This window comes from Drouetiella sp. (assembly GCF_059504425.1).
The window spans coordinates 23,471-38,842 of the sequence record NZ_JCACIN010000027.1; the positions used below are offsets into that span (position 1 = coordinate 23,471).

General features: G+C 50.4%; 15 protein-coding genes and 2 pseudogenes. 7 read left to right on the forward strand and 10 right to left on the reverse strand.

Annotated elements, in window-relative coordinates; genetic code table 11:
• The first annotated feature begins 129 nt into the window (after window positions 1-129).
• The 3 genes from AC5JMP_RS07345 to AC5JMP_RS07355 all read left to right on the forward strand — a co-directional run bounded on the left by AC5JMP_RS07345 (window position 130) and on the right by AC5JMP_RS07355 (window position 2,712).
• Complete coding sequence (locus AC5JMP_RS07345; RefSeq protein ID WP_495850795.1) at window positions 130-2,103, forward strand: FAD-dependent oxidoreductase; 1,974 nt, start codon at window positions 130-132, stop codon at window positions 2,101-2,103.
• 115 nt (window positions 2,104-2,218) lie between these two features.
• Window positions 2,219-2,455: a hypothetical protein gene (locus AC5JMP_RS07350; protein WP_495850796.1), complete on the forward strand. Its 237-nt coding sequence runs from the start codon at window positions 2,219-2,221 to the stop codon at window positions 2,453-2,455.
• Window positions 2,452-2,712, forward strand: coding sequence for a type II toxin-antitoxin system RelE family toxin (locus AC5JMP_RS07355; RefSeq protein ID WP_495850797.1), 261 nt, complete (start codon window positions 2,452-2,454; stop codon window positions 2,710-2,712). The genes AC5JMP_RS07350 and AC5JMP_RS07355 overlap by 4 nt, the downstream gene beginning before the upstream one ends.
• Window positions 2,713-2,824: 112 nt before the next feature.
• Here AC5JMP_RS07355 and AC5JMP_RS07360 read toward each other — a convergent pair whose 3' ends face one another.
• Window positions 2,825-2,950 (reverse strand): hypothetical protein, encoded by a 126-nt coding sequence (locus AC5JMP_RS07360; RefSeq protein ID WP_495850798.1) that lies wholly within the window; start codon window positions 2,948-2,950, stop codon window positions 2,825-2,827.
• Between the two features lie 177 nt (window positions 2,951-3,127).
• On the opposite strand from AC5JMP_RS07360, the gene AC5JMP_RS07365 reads away from it, so the two are divergent.
• From AC5JMP_RS07365 to groL, 4 genes are all read left to right on the forward strand, one after another.
• Window positions 3,128-3,322, forward strand: a complete 195-nt coding sequence (locus AC5JMP_RS07365) for a hypothetical protein (RefSeq protein ID WP_495850799.1) — start codon at window positions 3,128-3,130, stop codon at window positions 3,320-3,322.
• Between the two features lie 13 nt (window positions 3,323-3,335).
• On the forward strand, window positions 3,336-3,596 hold the full coding sequence (locus tag AC5JMP_RS07370; RefSeq protein WP_495850800.1) for a hypothetical protein: 261 nt from the start codon (window positions 3,336-3,338) through the stop codon (window positions 3,594-3,596).
• A 258-nt stretch (window positions 3,597-3,854) separates the two neighbouring features.
• Window positions 3,855-4,166, forward strand: coding sequence for a co-chaperone GroES (groES, locus tag AC5JMP_RS07375; RefSeq protein ID WP_495850801.1), 312 nt, complete (start codon window positions 3,855-3,857; stop codon window positions 4,164-4,166).
• 110 nt (window positions 4,167-4,276) lie between these two features.
• Window positions 4,277-5,917 carry a chaperonin GroEL gene (groL, locus tag AC5JMP_RS07380; RefSeq protein ID WP_495850802.1) on the forward strand — a complete coding sequence of 547 codons (1,641 nt, stop codon included), beginning with the start codon at window positions 4,277-4,279 and terminating at the stop codon, window positions 5,915-5,917.
• A gap of 89 nt (window positions 5,918-6,006) precedes the next feature.
• Here the strand turns inward: groL and AC5JMP_RS07385 are convergent, their stop codons facing one another.
• From AC5JMP_RS07385 to AC5JMP_RS07425, 9 genes and pseudogenes are all read right to left on the reverse strand, one after another.
• Window positions 6,007-7,872, reverse strand: a complete 1,866-nt coding sequence (locus AC5JMP_RS07385) for an SUMF1/EgtB/PvdO family nonheme iron enzyme (protein WP_495850803.1) — start codon at window positions 7,870-7,872, stop codon at window positions 6,007-6,009.
• A gap of 127 nt (window positions 7,873-7,999) precedes the next feature.
• The gene (locus AC5JMP_RS07390; protein WP_495850804.1) at window positions 8,000-8,533 is read right to left on the reverse strand and encodes a DUF2996 domain-containing protein; all 534 of its coding nucleotides are present in this window, start codon (window positions 8,531-8,533) and stop codon (window positions 8,000-8,002) included.
• A 118-nt stretch (window positions 8,534-8,651) separates the two neighbouring features.
• Window positions 8,652-8,927, reverse strand: coding sequence for a MoaD/ThiS family protein (locus AC5JMP_RS07395; protein ID WP_495850805.1), 276 nt, complete (start codon window positions 8,925-8,927; stop codon window positions 8,652-8,654).
• Window positions 8,928-9,007: 80 nt separating this feature from the next.
• A complete protein-coding gene (gene thrC, locus AC5JMP_RS07400) occupies window positions 9,008-10,309 on the reverse strand; it encodes a threonine synthase (protein ID WP_495850806.1) in 1,302 nt (433 codons plus the stop codon).
• 252 nt (window positions 10,310-10,561) lie between these two features.
• Window positions 10,562-10,894, reverse strand: coding sequence for a HepT-like ribonuclease domain-containing protein (locus tag AC5JMP_RS07405; protein WP_495850807.1), 333 nt, complete (start codon window positions 10,892-10,894; stop codon window positions 10,562-10,564).
• Complete coding sequence (locus AC5JMP_RS07410) at window positions 10,891-11,199, reverse strand: nucleotidyltransferase family protein (RefSeq protein ID WP_495850808.1); 309 nt, start codon at window positions 11,197-11,199, stop codon at window positions 10,891-10,893. The genes AC5JMP_RS07405 and AC5JMP_RS07410 overlap by 4 nt, the downstream gene beginning before the upstream one ends.
• A 131-nt stretch (window positions 11,200-11,330) precedes the next feature.
• A pseudogene (locus AC5JMP_RS07415) lies at window positions 11,331-11,759 on the reverse strand (Clp protease N-terminal domain-containing protein); the annotation flags it as partial.
• Window positions 11,760-12,254: 495 nt separating this feature from the next.
• Window positions 12,255-12,929, reverse strand: a pseudogene (locus tag AC5JMP_RS07420) (caspase family protein); the annotation flags it as partial.
• Between the two features lie 328 nt (window positions 12,930-13,257).
• Entirely contained in the window at window positions 13,258-15,366 is a 2,109-nt protein-coding gene (locus AC5JMP_RS07425) for a pentapeptide repeat-containing protein (RefSeq protein WP_495850809.1), read from the reverse strand.
• Window positions 15,367-15,372: the final 6 nt, after the last annotated feature.

A 15,372-nucleotide genomic window follows, 5' to 3' on the forward strand; every position in this document is an offset into this window, starting at 1 on the left:
GAGCCAAAGTCTCAAAATTTCGCTATACATAGCGGAGGAGTCTGTGCGACTAGATTAAAAAACGCTATTTAAGTCAGCTCCTACTTTTTACCGAACCTGATATCGATACTTTTTAATGAGCTGCTTACCGTGAATCCACCGCTCTCGAACCGCCAACTGAACCAGCTCGTCATTTTGGGTTTGCTGATTCCAGTCAGTGCAAGTGGGCTATTGGGGGCATTGCAATATTACTCCTGGGGGGGTGCCGTCACGCCTATGTCTTCCAGTGGCTCGATCGTCACAGAAACGGCAAAGGCGCTAGATGCCACCACGTTTGACAAGCTGGCAAACCGCCTCAGCGGCAGACCCCAAGTCTCGCCTTTGCCCAATCCCAAAGAGGTGTGGGAGTGCGAAGTTGTGGTGATTGGCGGCTCGTTGGGCGGCGTTTCGGCAGCCTCCCAATCCATGGAGTCGGGAGCAAAAACCTGTCTAGTCGAGCTTTCGCCCTGGCTGGGTGGACAGATTAGCTCTCAAGGGGTGTCGGCTATGGATGAGTCCACGTCTATGCGCTCGCGGGGCAGCTTCTCGGCAAGCTGGGCAAATTTTAAGCAGCTCATCCGCGATCAGACGGTAAAGCTGCCCGTCTGGACAGGGCTATCGGGCGCACAACCTGTCGCCAATCTCAATAGCTGCTGGGTGGGTTCTCTGTGTTTTTTGCCCAAAGTAGGTGCAGATGCAGCTCAGCAGCTTCTAGATTCTGTGGCTCCCAAGGCTCCGGGTAGCCGTTGGCAGACGGGCACTGCTTTTAAAGGCGCAGAGTTTGACCCTACCGGGCGAGAGATCACGGCAGTCTATGCGGTGCATCGAAAGCCCCGTAACCCTGAATATGTGCCGAAGGGTCGCCCGTCCCAAGAGCTGCCGTCCTGGTATTCCTGGTCGTCAGACAAAGTGTTTGAGAAAGTGCCGATCCGCCTCCAGCCGCCAAAGGGCAAGCGGATGATCGTCATTGATGCCACCGATACAGGGGAATTTGTCGGCTGGGCGGGTATACCCTATCGCTTGGGGTCAGAGGCGCAGGCAACTACGAGCGAACTTTATGCGTCGCGGCAAGATAATCCTGACTGTACGCAGGCGTTTACGTTTCCTTTCGCGATGGCAATCTTAGACGATCGCGGCTATAGTCGTAACGTCCTCGCTCAGATTCAGCCCGACTACTCTCGCAGTGAGCATCAGCAGGAGTACGACTTAGAAGGCTTCCCCATGTTTGATGGAGCTAGCCTGTTTAAGTACCGTCGCATTGTCAGCACCCAAGGAGAAGACCCTCGCCTAGGCGCTCCGGCAGCGGGTGACATCACCATGATCAACTGGAACCGGGGGAACGACTGGGTGTTTATGGATCCGCCCCTGATCTTGAACGAGAGAAAAATTGCCGAGTCGGGGCAACATGGCAACTGGATGGGGGGGCTGTCCCTTAGCTCCCTTCGCCATGCTGAAGAACATGCCATGCTGTTTGGCGAGTGGCTGATGCAAACCAAAGCTACGCCTGCCGAGCCGCTGACGTACCTGATGGGCGCAGATGCCCCAATGGGAACTATTTCTGGGCTAAGCATGATGCCTTATATCCGTGAAGGTCGGCGGATTTTGGGCAGACCTGCCTATGGGCAGAATCAATTTATGATGCAGGAGTCTGATTTACGGCGCGATATGCCGGGTGGACGAGATTTTAGCGCTACGGCGATCGGTCTTACCCATTACGCTATTGATATGCATGGCTGTCGCTACCGTAATTCCATGATGACAGGTGAAGCTAGCGGTGCCCCCGTCCAGGATGAAACGATCATTCGTCCGATTCAGATTCCTCTGGAGGCGTTAGTTCCTCAAGGCATTGATAACCTGCTGATTGGCGGTAAAAGCATTGCAGCAACCCATATTGTCAATGCCGCGACGCGAGTGCACTATGGCGAGTGGGTGATTGGCGGTGCGGCAGGGGCAACGGCGGGGTGGCTGGTTTCTCAAGATCGCCCTAAGCTGCCCGATCTGCTGCCGACTGATATCGTGTCACAGAACCTTGTGCCGCAGGTTCAGGAGCATTTGAAAAATCAGGGCTTAAATCTGGTGTGGTGATTTCACGCGATCGCCCCTTCCCGCATTCAGGAGACGATCGCTCCAAGCATTTCAGCCCTCTCTCGCCACAGAGATCGCTAAGATAAAGGTGTCTTTTTTAAGTCATCTTCTAGCTATGACTACTCTGCCACTGACTGAGCCTATTGCCTTGGAAGTACCCCCATTGCCTAGGGCAGCTTTAGATGAGCTTTATCACTTTGCTCAATACTTGCAATTCAAATACAAAGTGGATTTAGCGTTGACCCTGGAAGCACTAGAAGATGAAATAGACGGTTTTGATGCCGATGCTGCTTTGCAGGAGCCAGGAGAAATATCTCTAGCAAGCTTAAAGCAGGAGCTAGGTCTGGGATGAACTACCAAGTTGTCATTAAGCCCTCAGCACAACGGCAACTTAAAAAACTTACGCCAGCAATTCAAAGCAATCTGATTAGCCTCATCGAAAGCTTGTCTCAACAGCCTAGACCATCAGGCTGCAAGAAGCTTAAAGGACGACAAAACCAGTACCGTGTGCGATCGGGTGATTACCGCATTGTTTACAGCATTGAAGATACATTCTTGATCGTCAGGGTAGTGAAGGTCGGTCATCGTCGAGATATTTATGAGGAATAGCGTACTAGGCCTAATGCCGATCGCCGCATCAAGCCTAGATGAGAACGTTTAGGCTCGGCTGCGTAGCTCTCGGACAAGCTCTTGCGCCAAAAACTAGCATTGCATGAGTCTCCTAGGGGTTGCGATCGAGCTTGCTAAGAATGACGAGAGCTTTGTCGATGTCTCGGACTTTGATGGATCTGAGAGCGGTGAGGATCGATCGCAGGAGAGCAACTTCGTCGGCAGAAAGGGTAATCATGATTGAAACTCCATGAAGGATATAGCCCAGATTCCATAAGGCTTCTGGGTATTTTGGTTTGAAATTAATCATACACTGAATGCGCCGTTGCGCAAATACGCATACCTGCGCAAATTAAAAACAGCGCTAAGCCTATGAGATGATTTAGCCTTTGAATAATTGCCTAGAGGCTTGACAGTGGCTAAGAAAAAGGAATTTCGGGGATATGTTACCCAAGATCTAGATCGATTAGTTCGTGCCTTAGCTGCAATCAAAAATGGCGATCGAGATTGGTCAATTTCTGATGTTTTGCAGGATGCCTTAGAAACTTGGGTAAACCTGCCTGTAAACCAAGAGTTGATCAAAAAACATAACTTGAATCAGCTAGATTAGGAATCTTAGGGTATTGCCTCACCTTTCATTCTGCTGCGCTCGATCGCCTCTTCTCAGGCTTCCTCTACGATCGCCCTCTGAACTCAAACGCTGCACCTCTGAGCAGGAACGATCGCCTTCTGAACCCGAACGATCGCCCTCAAAACTCAAATGCTGCAGTTTGGAACAGGAACGATCGCCCTTTAAACTTCAAATGCTGCACCTCTACATTCAAATGCCTGAGTCTAGAAAAGGAACTGCCTCAATTGGATTATTCACAACATTGAAGCGTTGAATCAACAAGGAACATTCCCTTTTTTAAGACCCAGCTAAATCTCGAAGTTCGGAAACCCGTACTCCTAAAGTCAGAGAGAGAGTTGCAATCACCCCCCTTAGTCCGCTAAATTAGCACTCAGAGGTTGAGAGTGCTAAAGTAAAGCTCTAACCCACAGATTTCAAAGGATCGAAGCATACTGTGCAGGTTCCGATGAGGGGCTGAATTTATGCTGACAACCTGTCTCAACCTAATTTAACTGTTCTGGAGAAAATATTTATGGCAGCACTATCTTTAAGCGTTTCTACCGTCAAGCCCTTGGGCGATCGCGTCTTCATCAAGGTTACTGCGTCCGAAGAAAAAACTGCGGGCGGCATCTTCCTACCTGAAACAGCAAAAGAAAAGCCTCAAGTCGGCGAAATCGCGGCTGTCGGCCCCGGCAAGCGTAGCGATGACGGCACCCGTCAAGAAGTAGAAGTCAAAGTTGGCGACAAGGTTCTTTACTCCAAGTACGCCGGCACCGACATCAAGCTAGGCACCGACGAATATGTCCTGCTGTCTGAGAAAGATATTTTGGCGATCGTTGATTAATTTTGGATTTTAGATTTTGGATTGATTGCTGAAGTCCCAAATCTAAAGCCCAAATTGTTTGACTCGTTTACTAAAGACTCAAAACCACCCATCAACAAACACCAAAACCTATGGCTAAGCGCATCATCTATAACGAAAATGCTCGTCGTGCTCTGGAAAGAGGCATCGATATTTTGGCAGAAGCCGTTGCAGTCACCTTAGGACCAAAGGGTCGCAACGTTGTCCTTGAGAAGAAGTTTGGCGCACCTCAAATCGTGAACGATGGCGTCACGATCGCCAAAGAAATTGAGTTAGAAGATCACATCGAAAACACAGGCGTAGCGCTGATCCGTCAGGCTGCCTCCAAAACCAATGACGCAGCCGGAGATGGCACCACCACTGCAACGGTGCTGGCTCACGCGATCGTCAAAGAAGGTCTGCGTAACGTAGCGGCAGGTGCGAACGCGATTTCCCTGAAGCGCGGCGTAGACAAAGCTACGGCTTTCCTGGTGGATGAAATCGCCAAGCACGCTCGTCCTGTCGAAGATTCTAAGGCGATCGCGCAGGTTGGCTCTATCTCTGCGGGCAACGACGAAGAAGTCGGCGCCATGATTGCCGAAGCCATGGAGAAAGTCGGTCGTGAGGGTGTCATCTCTCTCGAAGAAGGTAAGTCCATGGTGACTGAACTGGAAGTCACGGAAGGGATGCGCTTTGACAAAGGCTATATCTCACCCTACTTCGCTACCGACACCGAGCGGATGGAAGCCATCCTAGATGAGCCTTACATCCTGCTCACCGACAAGAAAATCACCCTGGTACAGGATCTCGTACCCGTACTAGAGCAGGTAGCTCGTTCCGGTCGTCCCCTGCTGATTTTGGCAGAAGACATTGAGAAAGAGGCTCTGGCAACTCTGGTGGTCAACCGTCTGCGTGGTGTGCTGAACGTAGCGGCTGTCAAGGCTCCTGGCTTTGGCGATCGTCGTAAAGCTATGCTGGAAGACATTGCCGTTCTCACAGGCGGTCAGGTGATCACCGAAGATGCAGGTCTGAAGCTAGACAACGTCAAGCTGGAAATGCTGGGTCGCGCCCGTCGCCTCACCATTACCAAAGACACCACAACGATCGTCGCTGAAGGCAACGAAGCAGCTGTTAAAGCCCGCTGTGAGCAGATCCGCCGTCAGATGGATGAAACCGAGTCTTCCTACGACAAGGAAAAGCTGCAAGAGCGTTTGGCTAAGCTTTCTGGTGGTGTTGCTGTCGTCAAGGTCGGTGCTGCTACCGAAACCGAGATGAAGGATCGCAAGCTGCGCCTAGAAGATGCCATCAACGCCACCAAGGCTGCTGTTGAAGAAGGCATCGTTCCCGGTGGTGGTACTACTCTGGCTCACTTGTCTCCTAACCTAGAGACATGGGCAAAAGATACCCTCAGCAATGAGGAGCTAATCGGTGCTCTGATCGTAGCCCGTGCCCTTTCGGCTCCCCTGAAGCGGATTGCTGAAAACGCAGGTCAGAACGGTGCAGTGATTGCCGAGCGTGTCAAGGAAAAGGACTTCAACGTCGGCTACAACGCAGCCACCGATGAGTTCGTTGACATGTTTGAAGCAGGTATCGTTGACCCAGCTAAAGTCACCCGTTCGGCACTGCAAAACGCAGCTTCGATCGCCGGAATGGTGCTGACCACCGAGTGCATCGTGGTTGACAAGCCCGAACCCAAGGATGGCGCTCCCGCTGGCGGCGGCGCTGGCATGGGCGGTGGCGATTACGATTACTAAGCTCGAACTGGCTAGTCTGTTTTAGTTAAAGAAGATTAGCTAAAGGGCGATCGCTTCTCATTGAGAGGCGATCGCTTTTTTGTGTCTCTTTAGCCCAATGCACAAACAACTCGTATCCCAACCGTTGAGCCACCCCATAAGTTGAAAGACCAATCCTTTAGATTTTCACCATAGCTATCTCGATAAGTAGATTGGCAGCGATTCATATTATTAAGCCAGGAACCACCCCGGATAATACGCCTGGGATCAGGTTTATCTAATCGAGCGTCACCATTTGAGAGAGCATTACTGTAGTTATCGAACCAGTAATCGGCACAATATTCCCAAACGTTGCCATGCATATCGTAAAGTCCAAAGGCATTAGCAACGCCAAAAGATCCGACTGGAGTAGTTTCCAGGCGATTCATGCCATAATTTGCTAACTGAGGGGTTAAAGTTTCGCCAAAGTGAAATGAGGTGATGGTTCCTGCGCGACAGGCATATTCCCATTCAGCTTCACTGGGCAAACGATAGGTTCGCCTACTGTTTTGCCCAATGTAATGAGACAACCTCTTACAGAATTCATCTGCCTCTAGCCATGAAATTTGCTCTACAGGTCGGTTGCCGCCTTTGAACTTAGAGGGATTTTCTTCAAGGGTTCGCCCAACAGCGTTGAGACGGGCGATCGCCTGCCACTGAGCCTGAGTCACGGCATACTTGCCCATCGCAAAGGTGGGCACCTCGACAGCGTGAACGGGACTTGTCGCTGCCGATGCGGTCGAGCCCATCTCAAATTTGCCGCCTGGAATCACCACCATTTCTAAGGCAACGCCACCCAAGTCTTGGACAAAGTGTTGGGCTTGCTGCTGCTGCGGTTCGCTAATTTGACCTTGAGCATCGACTGTAACAACCTTAAAGCTAAAGGGTGAAAAGGTCGCAGATGCCGCCGATGAGCGATCGGGCTGAGGAGTCGCACCACCAGAGGGGGTGTCGTTCGGAGTGGAGGACGGGCTAGGGCGATTGAATACCGCAGTTACCGTTCCCAGACCTATGCCTGACGCGGCAAAACCCATAAGTCTGATCAATCGGCGGCGCGAGAATGACTTTGCAGATGGAGCTTGATTCAGGATCGCAGCAGCAGCGATCGCCCGTGACTGCAATTGCTCTGCTAACGCCGAGTCATCGCTACGCAGGGCTGACTGGTTCAGCGCTTCAATATCGTCGGGTTTTGCATATTGCGGCATCAAAATTAAATGCGCTCGCTCGATTGGCTCAACGCGCGTATAGGAAGTTTGACCGCTATGTTTGTGATGGTGATACAGCAGCTTAGGCACATGGCTTTTCATGTACTGATTCAATTGCTCAACCGTGGCACAGCGACCTACATTTCCCAAAGCTTGGAGCAAGACATGGGTAAACACGCCTTGCTTCAGGGCATCTACCTCGTAGGATAGCTGTCCAGGGCTGCATGAAAACAGGCTAATAATGCCCTTTTGCCCAGCCAGCAGCGCGGTAGAGCTGCCCATACTGGGTAAGGCTTTGCCTCCCTGATTGCGGCAGGCATCCAAAACCAACACAACATTATCGGCACCACAACGGCTGAGGCGATCGCTAATGTACTGCGTGGCAATTCCTGTGTGCCCAATATCACCTGGATCAGCATCAATTGGCATCAGGTAATCCTGATCTTGATAGCGCGTACCATGTCCGCTAAAAAAGAACCAAAAGTTGTCGCCTTGGCTCAAGCAGGGCTGGTTGAATAGCTGCCGCAACACCCGCCGTAAATTGACCAGGGTGGGCTTAGTGGAGTTGCCTTCGTAATCTGGAGAATCATCTGAAAATAGGTAGACGCGATCGAACTTTGCCTGCTTGATGAGAAAGTCGCGCATGAGTTCTGCGTCTCGTTTGGCATATTTCAAACGAGGCAAAGACTCATAATTGTTAACACCAATTACAATCGCCCAATTTTTACCCATCGCAGTTTCCGCTTGCTCATATAGTTGCTCTAGCTGTCAAATGTCCTCTATCAATCTGCTATCAAAAAGAGGGATACAGCTTTGCTGCACCCCTCTTTACCACACTGTTAAATTATTGAAGCGATCGCTAATTCCTGACCAGCCACTTCTGACCGTTTAACCGCTGCGCCGTGTTTAGCATCAGCAAATCGAGACTTGTCTTACGCTCGTCAATCATAAACGACTCCAGCACGCTAGGCTGAGCGCCGTTATCGGCATAGCAGAAAAACTTTGGAGCCTGAATGTCTTCTTTGGAAAAGATGATATGAAACTGGCGTTTACCGTCTTGCCAACGACCGATCGTTTGCCAGTAGGGTTCATCCATTCCAGCGATCGGCAGCTTTTGCTTCTCGAATTTAAGCTCCAAGTCTTGAATGCCTAACTTGGATAGCATTAGCTTCAGTCCAGGCAGATAGTCTTGCTGAATAAATTCCGCAAAGGGTTTGTCTTCTAAGGCCGGAGCTTTCTCCTTCTTGGGCGGTTTAGCAGGTGCGCCCTCGCCATCGGATGCCTTGGGCGCTCTCGCAGATTTCTCAGCGCCTTCAGCTTGGGCTTCAGGAGCCTTGGCAGGCTTTTCTTCAGGCTCGGTTGCAGGAGTTTGGGGCGTAGTTTCGTCTGACATCGCTTAGCCTACTTGCGGTGTATGGGATTTTGACACAACCTTATGGTAGCGGCTAACCGCGCCCAAGCGTGAATCGTGGCGCGGCGGAGTTACGCCACGATCCACACAAGAGAACGGCTCAGCCTCCGGCAACAGCAGGCACAATGCTCACTTCATCACCTTCATTCAGCGCCGTATTTTTGCCCTCTAGGAACCGAATATCTTCGCTGTTGACGTAGAAATTGATAAAGCGGCGCAGTTCGCCCTGATCGTCACAGAGTCGGGCTTTGATGCCTGGAAATCCCTGTTCGAGGGAATCCAGCAATTCTGAAATATTGCCGCCGTTACACTCGATCGCCGCCTGATCGCGGGTAAATTTTTGCAGAGGAGTTGGAATGAGAACTTTGACAGCCATAGGAGAAAGATAGGCAAAAAGAAAGGTAAAGGGATCAGTTGGCGATCGCCAACTCTAAAAGTAAACCGAACAGAGCCGATCTAGACTGAAACCTGCTGCCATTCCAGGCGATCGAGCGTCCGGGATCTTTCTAGCGCCCGCTCAAAGCTGTCCAGCTTGGGTTCGATGGTGAAGGGTTCGCCCACGTAGCCCTGGACTGCCTCTTGGGTTTTCAGTCCGTTGCCCGTGATATAGGCCACCGTAGTTTCGTCAGGGTTGATTTTACCTGCTTCTACCAGCTTTTTGAGGACAGCGATCGTCGTTCCACCCGCTGTTTCGGTAAAGATGCCTTCGGTTTCGGCCAACAGCTTGATGCCGTCAATGATCTCCTGATCGGTAACTGACTCAATGTTGCCGTTGGTCTTGCGGGCAAGCTCCAGGGCGTACACGCCGTCCGCAGGGTTACCGATCGCAATCGATTTAGCGATCGTGCTGGGTTTGACAGGCGTGATGAAGTCTCGACCTTCTGCAAATGCTTGGGCGATCGGCGAACAGCCTTCGGCCTGGGCACCGCTGAAGCGCACGGGCTTGTCGTCCACTAGACCCACTTTGACGAATTCCTGGAAGCCCTTGTAAATCTTGGTGAATAAAGAGCCGGATGCCAACGGAGCCACGATGTGATCGGGCAACTGCCAGCCCAACTGCTCAGCAACTTCATAGCCCAAAGTCTTGGAACCTTCAGAATAATAGGGGCGGAGATTGATATTGACGAAGCCCCAGCCATGGGTATTTGCAACTTCAGAGCAGAGGCGGTTGACCTGATCATAGTTGCCGTGAACCGCCATCACCGTGGGGCTGTAGATCAGCGTTCCCATCACCTTTCCGGCTTCTAGATCAGAAGGAATGAACACATAGCATTCCAGTCCGGCATGGGCAGCGATCGCCGCTGTCGAGTTGGCTAAATTTCCGGTGCTAGCGCAAGAAACCGTTGTGAAACCTAGCTCACGGGCGCGAGTCAGGGCTACGGACACCACCCGATCCTTGAAGCTGAGGGTCGGCATATTGACCGCGTCGTTTTTGATGAACAGGCGCTTGATGCCCAGGCGACGAGCGAGGCGATTGGCTTGCAGCAGAGGAGTCATACCTGTGCCCACATCGATCGGATGCTCAGACTCGACGGGCAAGAAAGACCGATAGCGCCAAATGGAGTTAGGCCCAGCTTGAATGCTCTCGCGGGTAACGGTGCGGCGGAGCTGAGCATAGTCATAAGCCACTTCTAGCGGGCCAAAACACTCTTCGCAAACGTGAATTGCCTTAGCTTCATACTCGGTTCCACATTCTTTGCACTTGAGTCCAGTGAAGGTGGCAGCAGCAGAACGGGTGGTTTCGATCGCCTGAGTCATTTGAACTTAATCCTTTATTTAACGCACGCTTGACAGAACTGATGGCACTGATTCAGCAGCTCTTGATTCAAGCATGTCTTGATTCAAGCTAATGAATTACGCCTTGATATGAAGGATAGTAGCATGAGTCACAAAACAGGGTCAAACATACCCGACTTTTTTAGTCGGGTATGTTTGACCACCAGCCTAATCTCCCCTCCATGATTGGCTCTGGTGCAATCGCAAATTAAGATCTTGCTTCTATCAAGCAGTCTAAACCTGCTGGGAAATTGCTTCTACTGCCTGATTTAAATCTGGCAGATAGTTTTCTACTACATTCCAGACGATATCAAGGTCGATGTCTAAATATTGGTGGGCTAGGATATTGCGAAAATCGCCGATTGTTCTCCAGTCAATGTTGGGACACAGTGCTTTCCAATTATCTGGCAGTCGTTGGGTTGACTCACACAGCGTTTGCAGATTTCGGATCACTGCATCCTGAGTTTTTAGATCGGCAAAAAAGGCTGTTTTCCCTTCAACTGTGTAAGTTTCGATGCGATGAATAGAGTCTCTGATATGGATTAGATAAACATGGTTATCTTTCATAGCGATCGCGCTTCATTTAGAATGCGATCACGGATGAAATAGTGCAAAGATTTTTCGGTCACTACATCCACTTTATGCTCTAGTAATGCTTCTAACTCGTGAATGAGACCGACTGGAAACCAAGGACTTAATGGTTCACCTAAATCTACCAATAAATCAATATCACTGTTGGGCTGGGCTTCTCCCCGAACAACGGAGCCGAAGATCCGCACGTTTCTTGCACCATGTTTCCAAGCAAGTTCTAGAACGCGATCGCGCTGCTCATGAAGAATAGCTTCAATTTTCAGTGTTTCTGGTGTTTTCATAGACAACCCCGAAGCTGTCATCAGCCTTGAATCTAAAATCTACAATTATTCCTTGTTGTATCACGGTTGTTTCTGTGAGAGTTGCAAGTGCGATCGCGTGGACTCACAAACCGGATTCTTTAACCCTAACTAATTTGCTGTAGCACTTTGTTCCTCAATCGCTCTCTATCAACTCCTAAGTTCTCTAAAGCTCGTGCTGCAACTCCCTCATCTTCCTCTAGAATCCCTAAGAGTAAATGCTCAGTGCCAATATAGTTGCGCCCAAGCTGGCGAGCTTCTGCCACAGATAGCTCCAATATTTTTTTTGCTCTCGGTGTAAATGGAATTTCCACTGCGACAAAACCAGAACCTCGCCCAATAATCTTCTCAACCACAATACGAGCATTTTTGAGAGTGACACTTTCTGATTTAAGTACTTTTGCAGCAACACCTGTGCCCTCTCCTATAAGACCTAAGAGAATCTGCTCAGGACCCACGTAATTATGTCCTAAGCGGCGTGCTTCTTCTTGCGCTAACGCAATCACCTTAATACCTTTCTCTGTAAAGCGCTCAAAAGTAATTAATTTAACCTTACCGGCTTGCTGATTCGAAGATGGCTTTTCCGAAGCCGATGGTTGGATTGGGCTATAGGTTTCTGGAGTCACAATTGGCTGTACTAAAGATGAACCAGTCACTTGTTCGTGAATTGGTTGAATGTCTGCGTCTTCCAGTGCCAAGTGTTGCTGGTAATCCTTTAGATCATTGAGAGTGCGCTGACTCAAAGGGGTTTCTGCTTGTAATGCTTCAATCAGCGTCTGTTCATATTCCTGTAGCTTACGCTGATATTCCCGATAGGGTTGCAACACTTCGACTTCGATTGCCTCAGCAGCCTCTGCTGTCAAACCCAACTGGAGCCGAAACGAGTTGAGCAGACGACGTGCGGGAATCGAAAACCTTCCTTGATAGGCTCGTTGCTCAACCTGTTTGCGATATTTTAGCTGCGGGTCATCCTTCGGAGATTTTGCCAGCAGAATCTTGTAGCCTTCCTTCACTGGATAGAATTCTGGAGTCATCGCTGGAGCAGCTTCTTTCACCTTGCTGCTGGCATAAGTATGGAGTTCTTCTACTGCAATAAACCCGTCATCGTCTTGATCGGCTCCGCCAGTCCGAATGCCTTCTACTAAATAGTGCGTGTAAACTGACAGTTCAAAGCCTTCCTGAGTTAAGGCATATTGAGTTGAGGTAGAAGCAGTAAGAATGGCTGTGCCTTTGCCGCCCAAAAATTGCTCTGGATTGACGCTGCCACTATCTTTTGCTTTCACGCCTTTAGCAAACGCACCGCTGAAACAACTGTCAAGAATGATTACCTTATGCTGAGAGCGACTTTGCTCCATCCAATCCCGCACCGATCGAGCGGCAACGGCAGTCGTGGGAACCAACCGTCCCTGCTCTCTACGGGTAAAGCGGCTAGTGAAGTAAAACTCGCCACTATCATCCACTACGCCATGACCAGAGAAATAGAGCAATACCAGATCATCTTTTTGACGATTGACGAACAGGGTATAGATGGCATCTTCCATGGCTTGCCGAGAAGGATTTTGCAGCACAGTTACAGCCACATCAGCAAAATCGCCCATTTCTGGGTTTACCAATACTTGCTGCATTGCTGTCACGTCGTTAATTGCTGACGGCAGTGTGTCTAACCCTGGTTCATATTCGCTAACCCCAATTAGCAATGCAATTTTTACCATCGATACTTGGTTGCCTTTGAGAAAATCCTGTGCTTTTAATTACCTAAATTGTCATTCCCGATTGGCGAGTTAAAGTTAAGCACTTATTGACCTTCTCTATCTCGTTTAGCTCTCTCATTTGAGTCAGCAGGTTCTGGGGCTGCTCTTCAAGTTCTTTGATATCCACATTAGGATCATTGTAAAGCGATCGTAAATTTAATTCTCAAATTTTGAATGAGTGTTTTGGACGATACCCTTGTGGGGCGGGCGTTTCAACCGTCCAGATCGGGCGGGAAAGATACCTGCTCATGGTAAACCAAGGGTTCTAAAGGTCAAGTTGCACATCCCGCTATTTGAAGTAAATTAGCAAGTTTAGCCCTGGAATCGTGCGAGACAGCGTCCAGAGCAAGAGCGCAAAGTAGAGTAGACCGATCGTCCACTGATACCAAACCAAAGCGGTGATCAATCCAGGAATATGCTGATCGCGTAGACGGATATCGTTGAAGCCTAACCGAAACAAGTTATTGAGGCTGAAGTCAAAATAGTTAAGCCAGCTCCAGCGCCGATCCCAGACGATCGCAGAATAACGCTCACGAAACTGAGGATAGGCCGGAATATTGGGCAATCTGCCAATCATGAAGCGCAACTGACGCAGGCTTGCATCTTCAACAAAGTAGCTGACCGTCATCAGGTCATGGAAGCGCCCGCGTCCGTAGATTAGCCCAGTCAGAACAATGGGAATGGGAGTGATCACCAGCTCCAGACAAGCCAGAGTAAAGCCGGGATGTTCACCGCTCCGAAAGATGGCAATGAGTCCCACCAGCGAGATTAGGCTAAAGCCTCCTGCTGCCCAAAGAGTCTCGATCGCCGTAGGTACCACAGGCTTAGGATAAAGACGACGAAAGCGATCGACTCCCCAAAACACAATGCCGAAATGGGCGATCGCCACCAATCCTGTGCCAAAGACGAGCCAGAAGTTTGTGCCGTAGTGGGTGAGGAGCAGCAGTAGATTCAATCCTAGCCAGTGAGCGGCATCCAATAGCCATCCGCCTGAAAGCGGTTCGCGGGTGACAATGCGATCGCGCACCTTCACATAGGCTGCTAGGTCGATGCCCTCGACACGCATAATGTCATTGGTGCTGCGGAAAAACTGCTGAGTGCGGGCTTGAGCGATCGCCTCAGCTTGCGCCACAGAAAACCCAACCTGCTGAAGTTGGCTACGGGTAGCGGTATTGAGATCTGTGCCCAGAATCCGCTGCTGGAGACGTTGCAGCCGCAATTTTTCGATTGTGTATTCAATACGGTTGGCATCCGAAACTTGCTGAAGCTGCCGGAAATTTTGCACTAGCCTCCTCAGCAGCGCCTCGTTGCCTTGCAGAGAAGGCACGGAAATCACGCTGCCAATTTGCCCTGGATTGCCTAATATTGTGGCTTGCTTTGGGTCAAATTGCAGGTTAGAGAAGTTGAGATAGGCGGTAGAGGCAAATCCAGCATCAGAAAAGTCTGCTTGGTTAAGAATGCTGGCTCCCCGCAGGTTAACGGGCTGATTAAACTGCACCTGCCGAAAGCTGACCTGCTTCTCAAATACGGCTTCTGTGAGAAATACAGCCTGGGCAAATTTACTGCGATCGAACAGCACCGCCATCTGCCAGCGCGTCTGGGCAAAATCGGCTTTGTCGCGACACTGGATACGGGTCAGATTGGCTGCCTGTTGAAAAGTTGCCTGATGAAAGCTGGCGTTGGCGTAAAATTCGCTGCTCTGGAAGTTTGTACTGCCCTGAAACTGCGCCTGATTAAACTTGGCGCGATCGAAAAATATAACGCTGCGAAACTTAGTGTCCTGCTGAAAAATGGCGCTGCTAAAGCTGGCGGTTTGACTAAACCGAGCTTCTGTCCAGTCGCTACCCTGACTGAAGACGGTGCCTTGAGCCTCAACTCGCCCCAAAAAGAAAGTGTTCGTAAAGTTCACGAAGCCTTCAAAACGGGTCTGGATCAGGGTCAGGGGGGCGCGCAAAACGGTGATTTGCAGAGCAGCAGGCTGAGTCACCAATAGCGATCGCGAGAGCTGGCTAAGCTGAGAGAGCCGTAGCCGATCGCGGGCGAGCTGTGCCTGTTGGGCTTCGCTAAAGATGGGTAAAGCCTGACCGTAGAGTGGCGTTCGTAGACCCAGCGAACTCACCTTAAATTCTCCTTGCACCAGGGAGTAGCTCAAATCCAGTCCCAGAGGCGCATTCGATCGCTGAATTTGCCCTTGCAGCAGGCGATAAAACTGATCGCGAAATTCTTCTGGGCGCAAGTCAATCACCATGCGGCTGAGGTCAATGGTGCGCACGCCGTCATTTTGGATAGGAGACTTGAGCCGACTTTGCAGAAGCTCCAGAGTGAGAGGCGATCGCTCTGGTACGGTAGCCGCCCAGGCTGGTTGAGGACATAGCCCAATCAGGAGACACAGGCACAAAAGTGA

Excerpts from the sequence above, each read along its gene's own strand:
- AC5JMP_RS07410 (WP_495850808.1), bottom strand. The coding sequence starts at position 11,199 with ATGAAAACACCAGAAACACTGAAAATTGAAGCTATTCTTCATGAGCAG.
- AC5JMP_RS07395 (WP_495850805.1), bottom strand. The coding sequence starts at position 8,927 with ATGGCTGTCAAAGTTCTCATTCCAACTCCTCTGCAAAAATTTACCCGC.
- groES (WP_495850801.1), top strand. The coding sequence starts at position 3,855 with ATGGCAGCACTATCTTTAAGCGTTTCTACCGTCAAGCCCTTGGGCGAT.
- AC5JMP_RS07390 (WP_495850804.1), bottom strand. The coding sequence starts at position 8,533 with ATGTCAGACGAAACTACGCCCCAAACTCCTGCAACCGAGCCTGAAGAA.
- AC5JMP_RS07360 (WP_495850798.1), bottom strand. The coding sequence starts at position 2,950 with ATGATTACCCTTTCTGCCGACGAAGTTGCTCTCCTGCGATCGATCCTC.
- thrC (WP_495850806.1), bottom strand. The coding sequence starts at position 10,309 with ATGACTCAGGCGATCGAAACCACCCGTTCTGCTGCTGCCACCTTCACT.
- AC5JMP_RS07350 (WP_495850796.1), top strand. The coding sequence starts at position 2,219 with ATGACTACTCTGCCACTGACTGAGCCTATTGCCTTGGAAGTACCCCCA.
- AC5JMP_RS07385 (WP_495850803.1), bottom strand. The coding sequence starts at position 7,872 with ATGGGTAAAAATTGGGCGATTGTAATTGGTGTTAACAATTATGAGTCT.
- groL (WP_495850802.1), top strand. The coding sequence starts at position 4,277 with ATGGCTAAGCGCATCATCTATAACGAAAATGCTCGTCGTGCTCTGGAA.
- AC5JMP_RS07405 (WP_495850807.1), bottom strand. The coding sequence starts at position 10,894 with ATGAAAGATAACCATGTTTATCTAATCCATATCAGAGACTCTATTCAT.
- AC5JMP_RS07355 (WP_495850797.1), top strand. The coding sequence starts at position 2,452 with ATGAACTACCAAGTTGTCATTAAGCCCTCAGCACAACGGCAACTTAAA.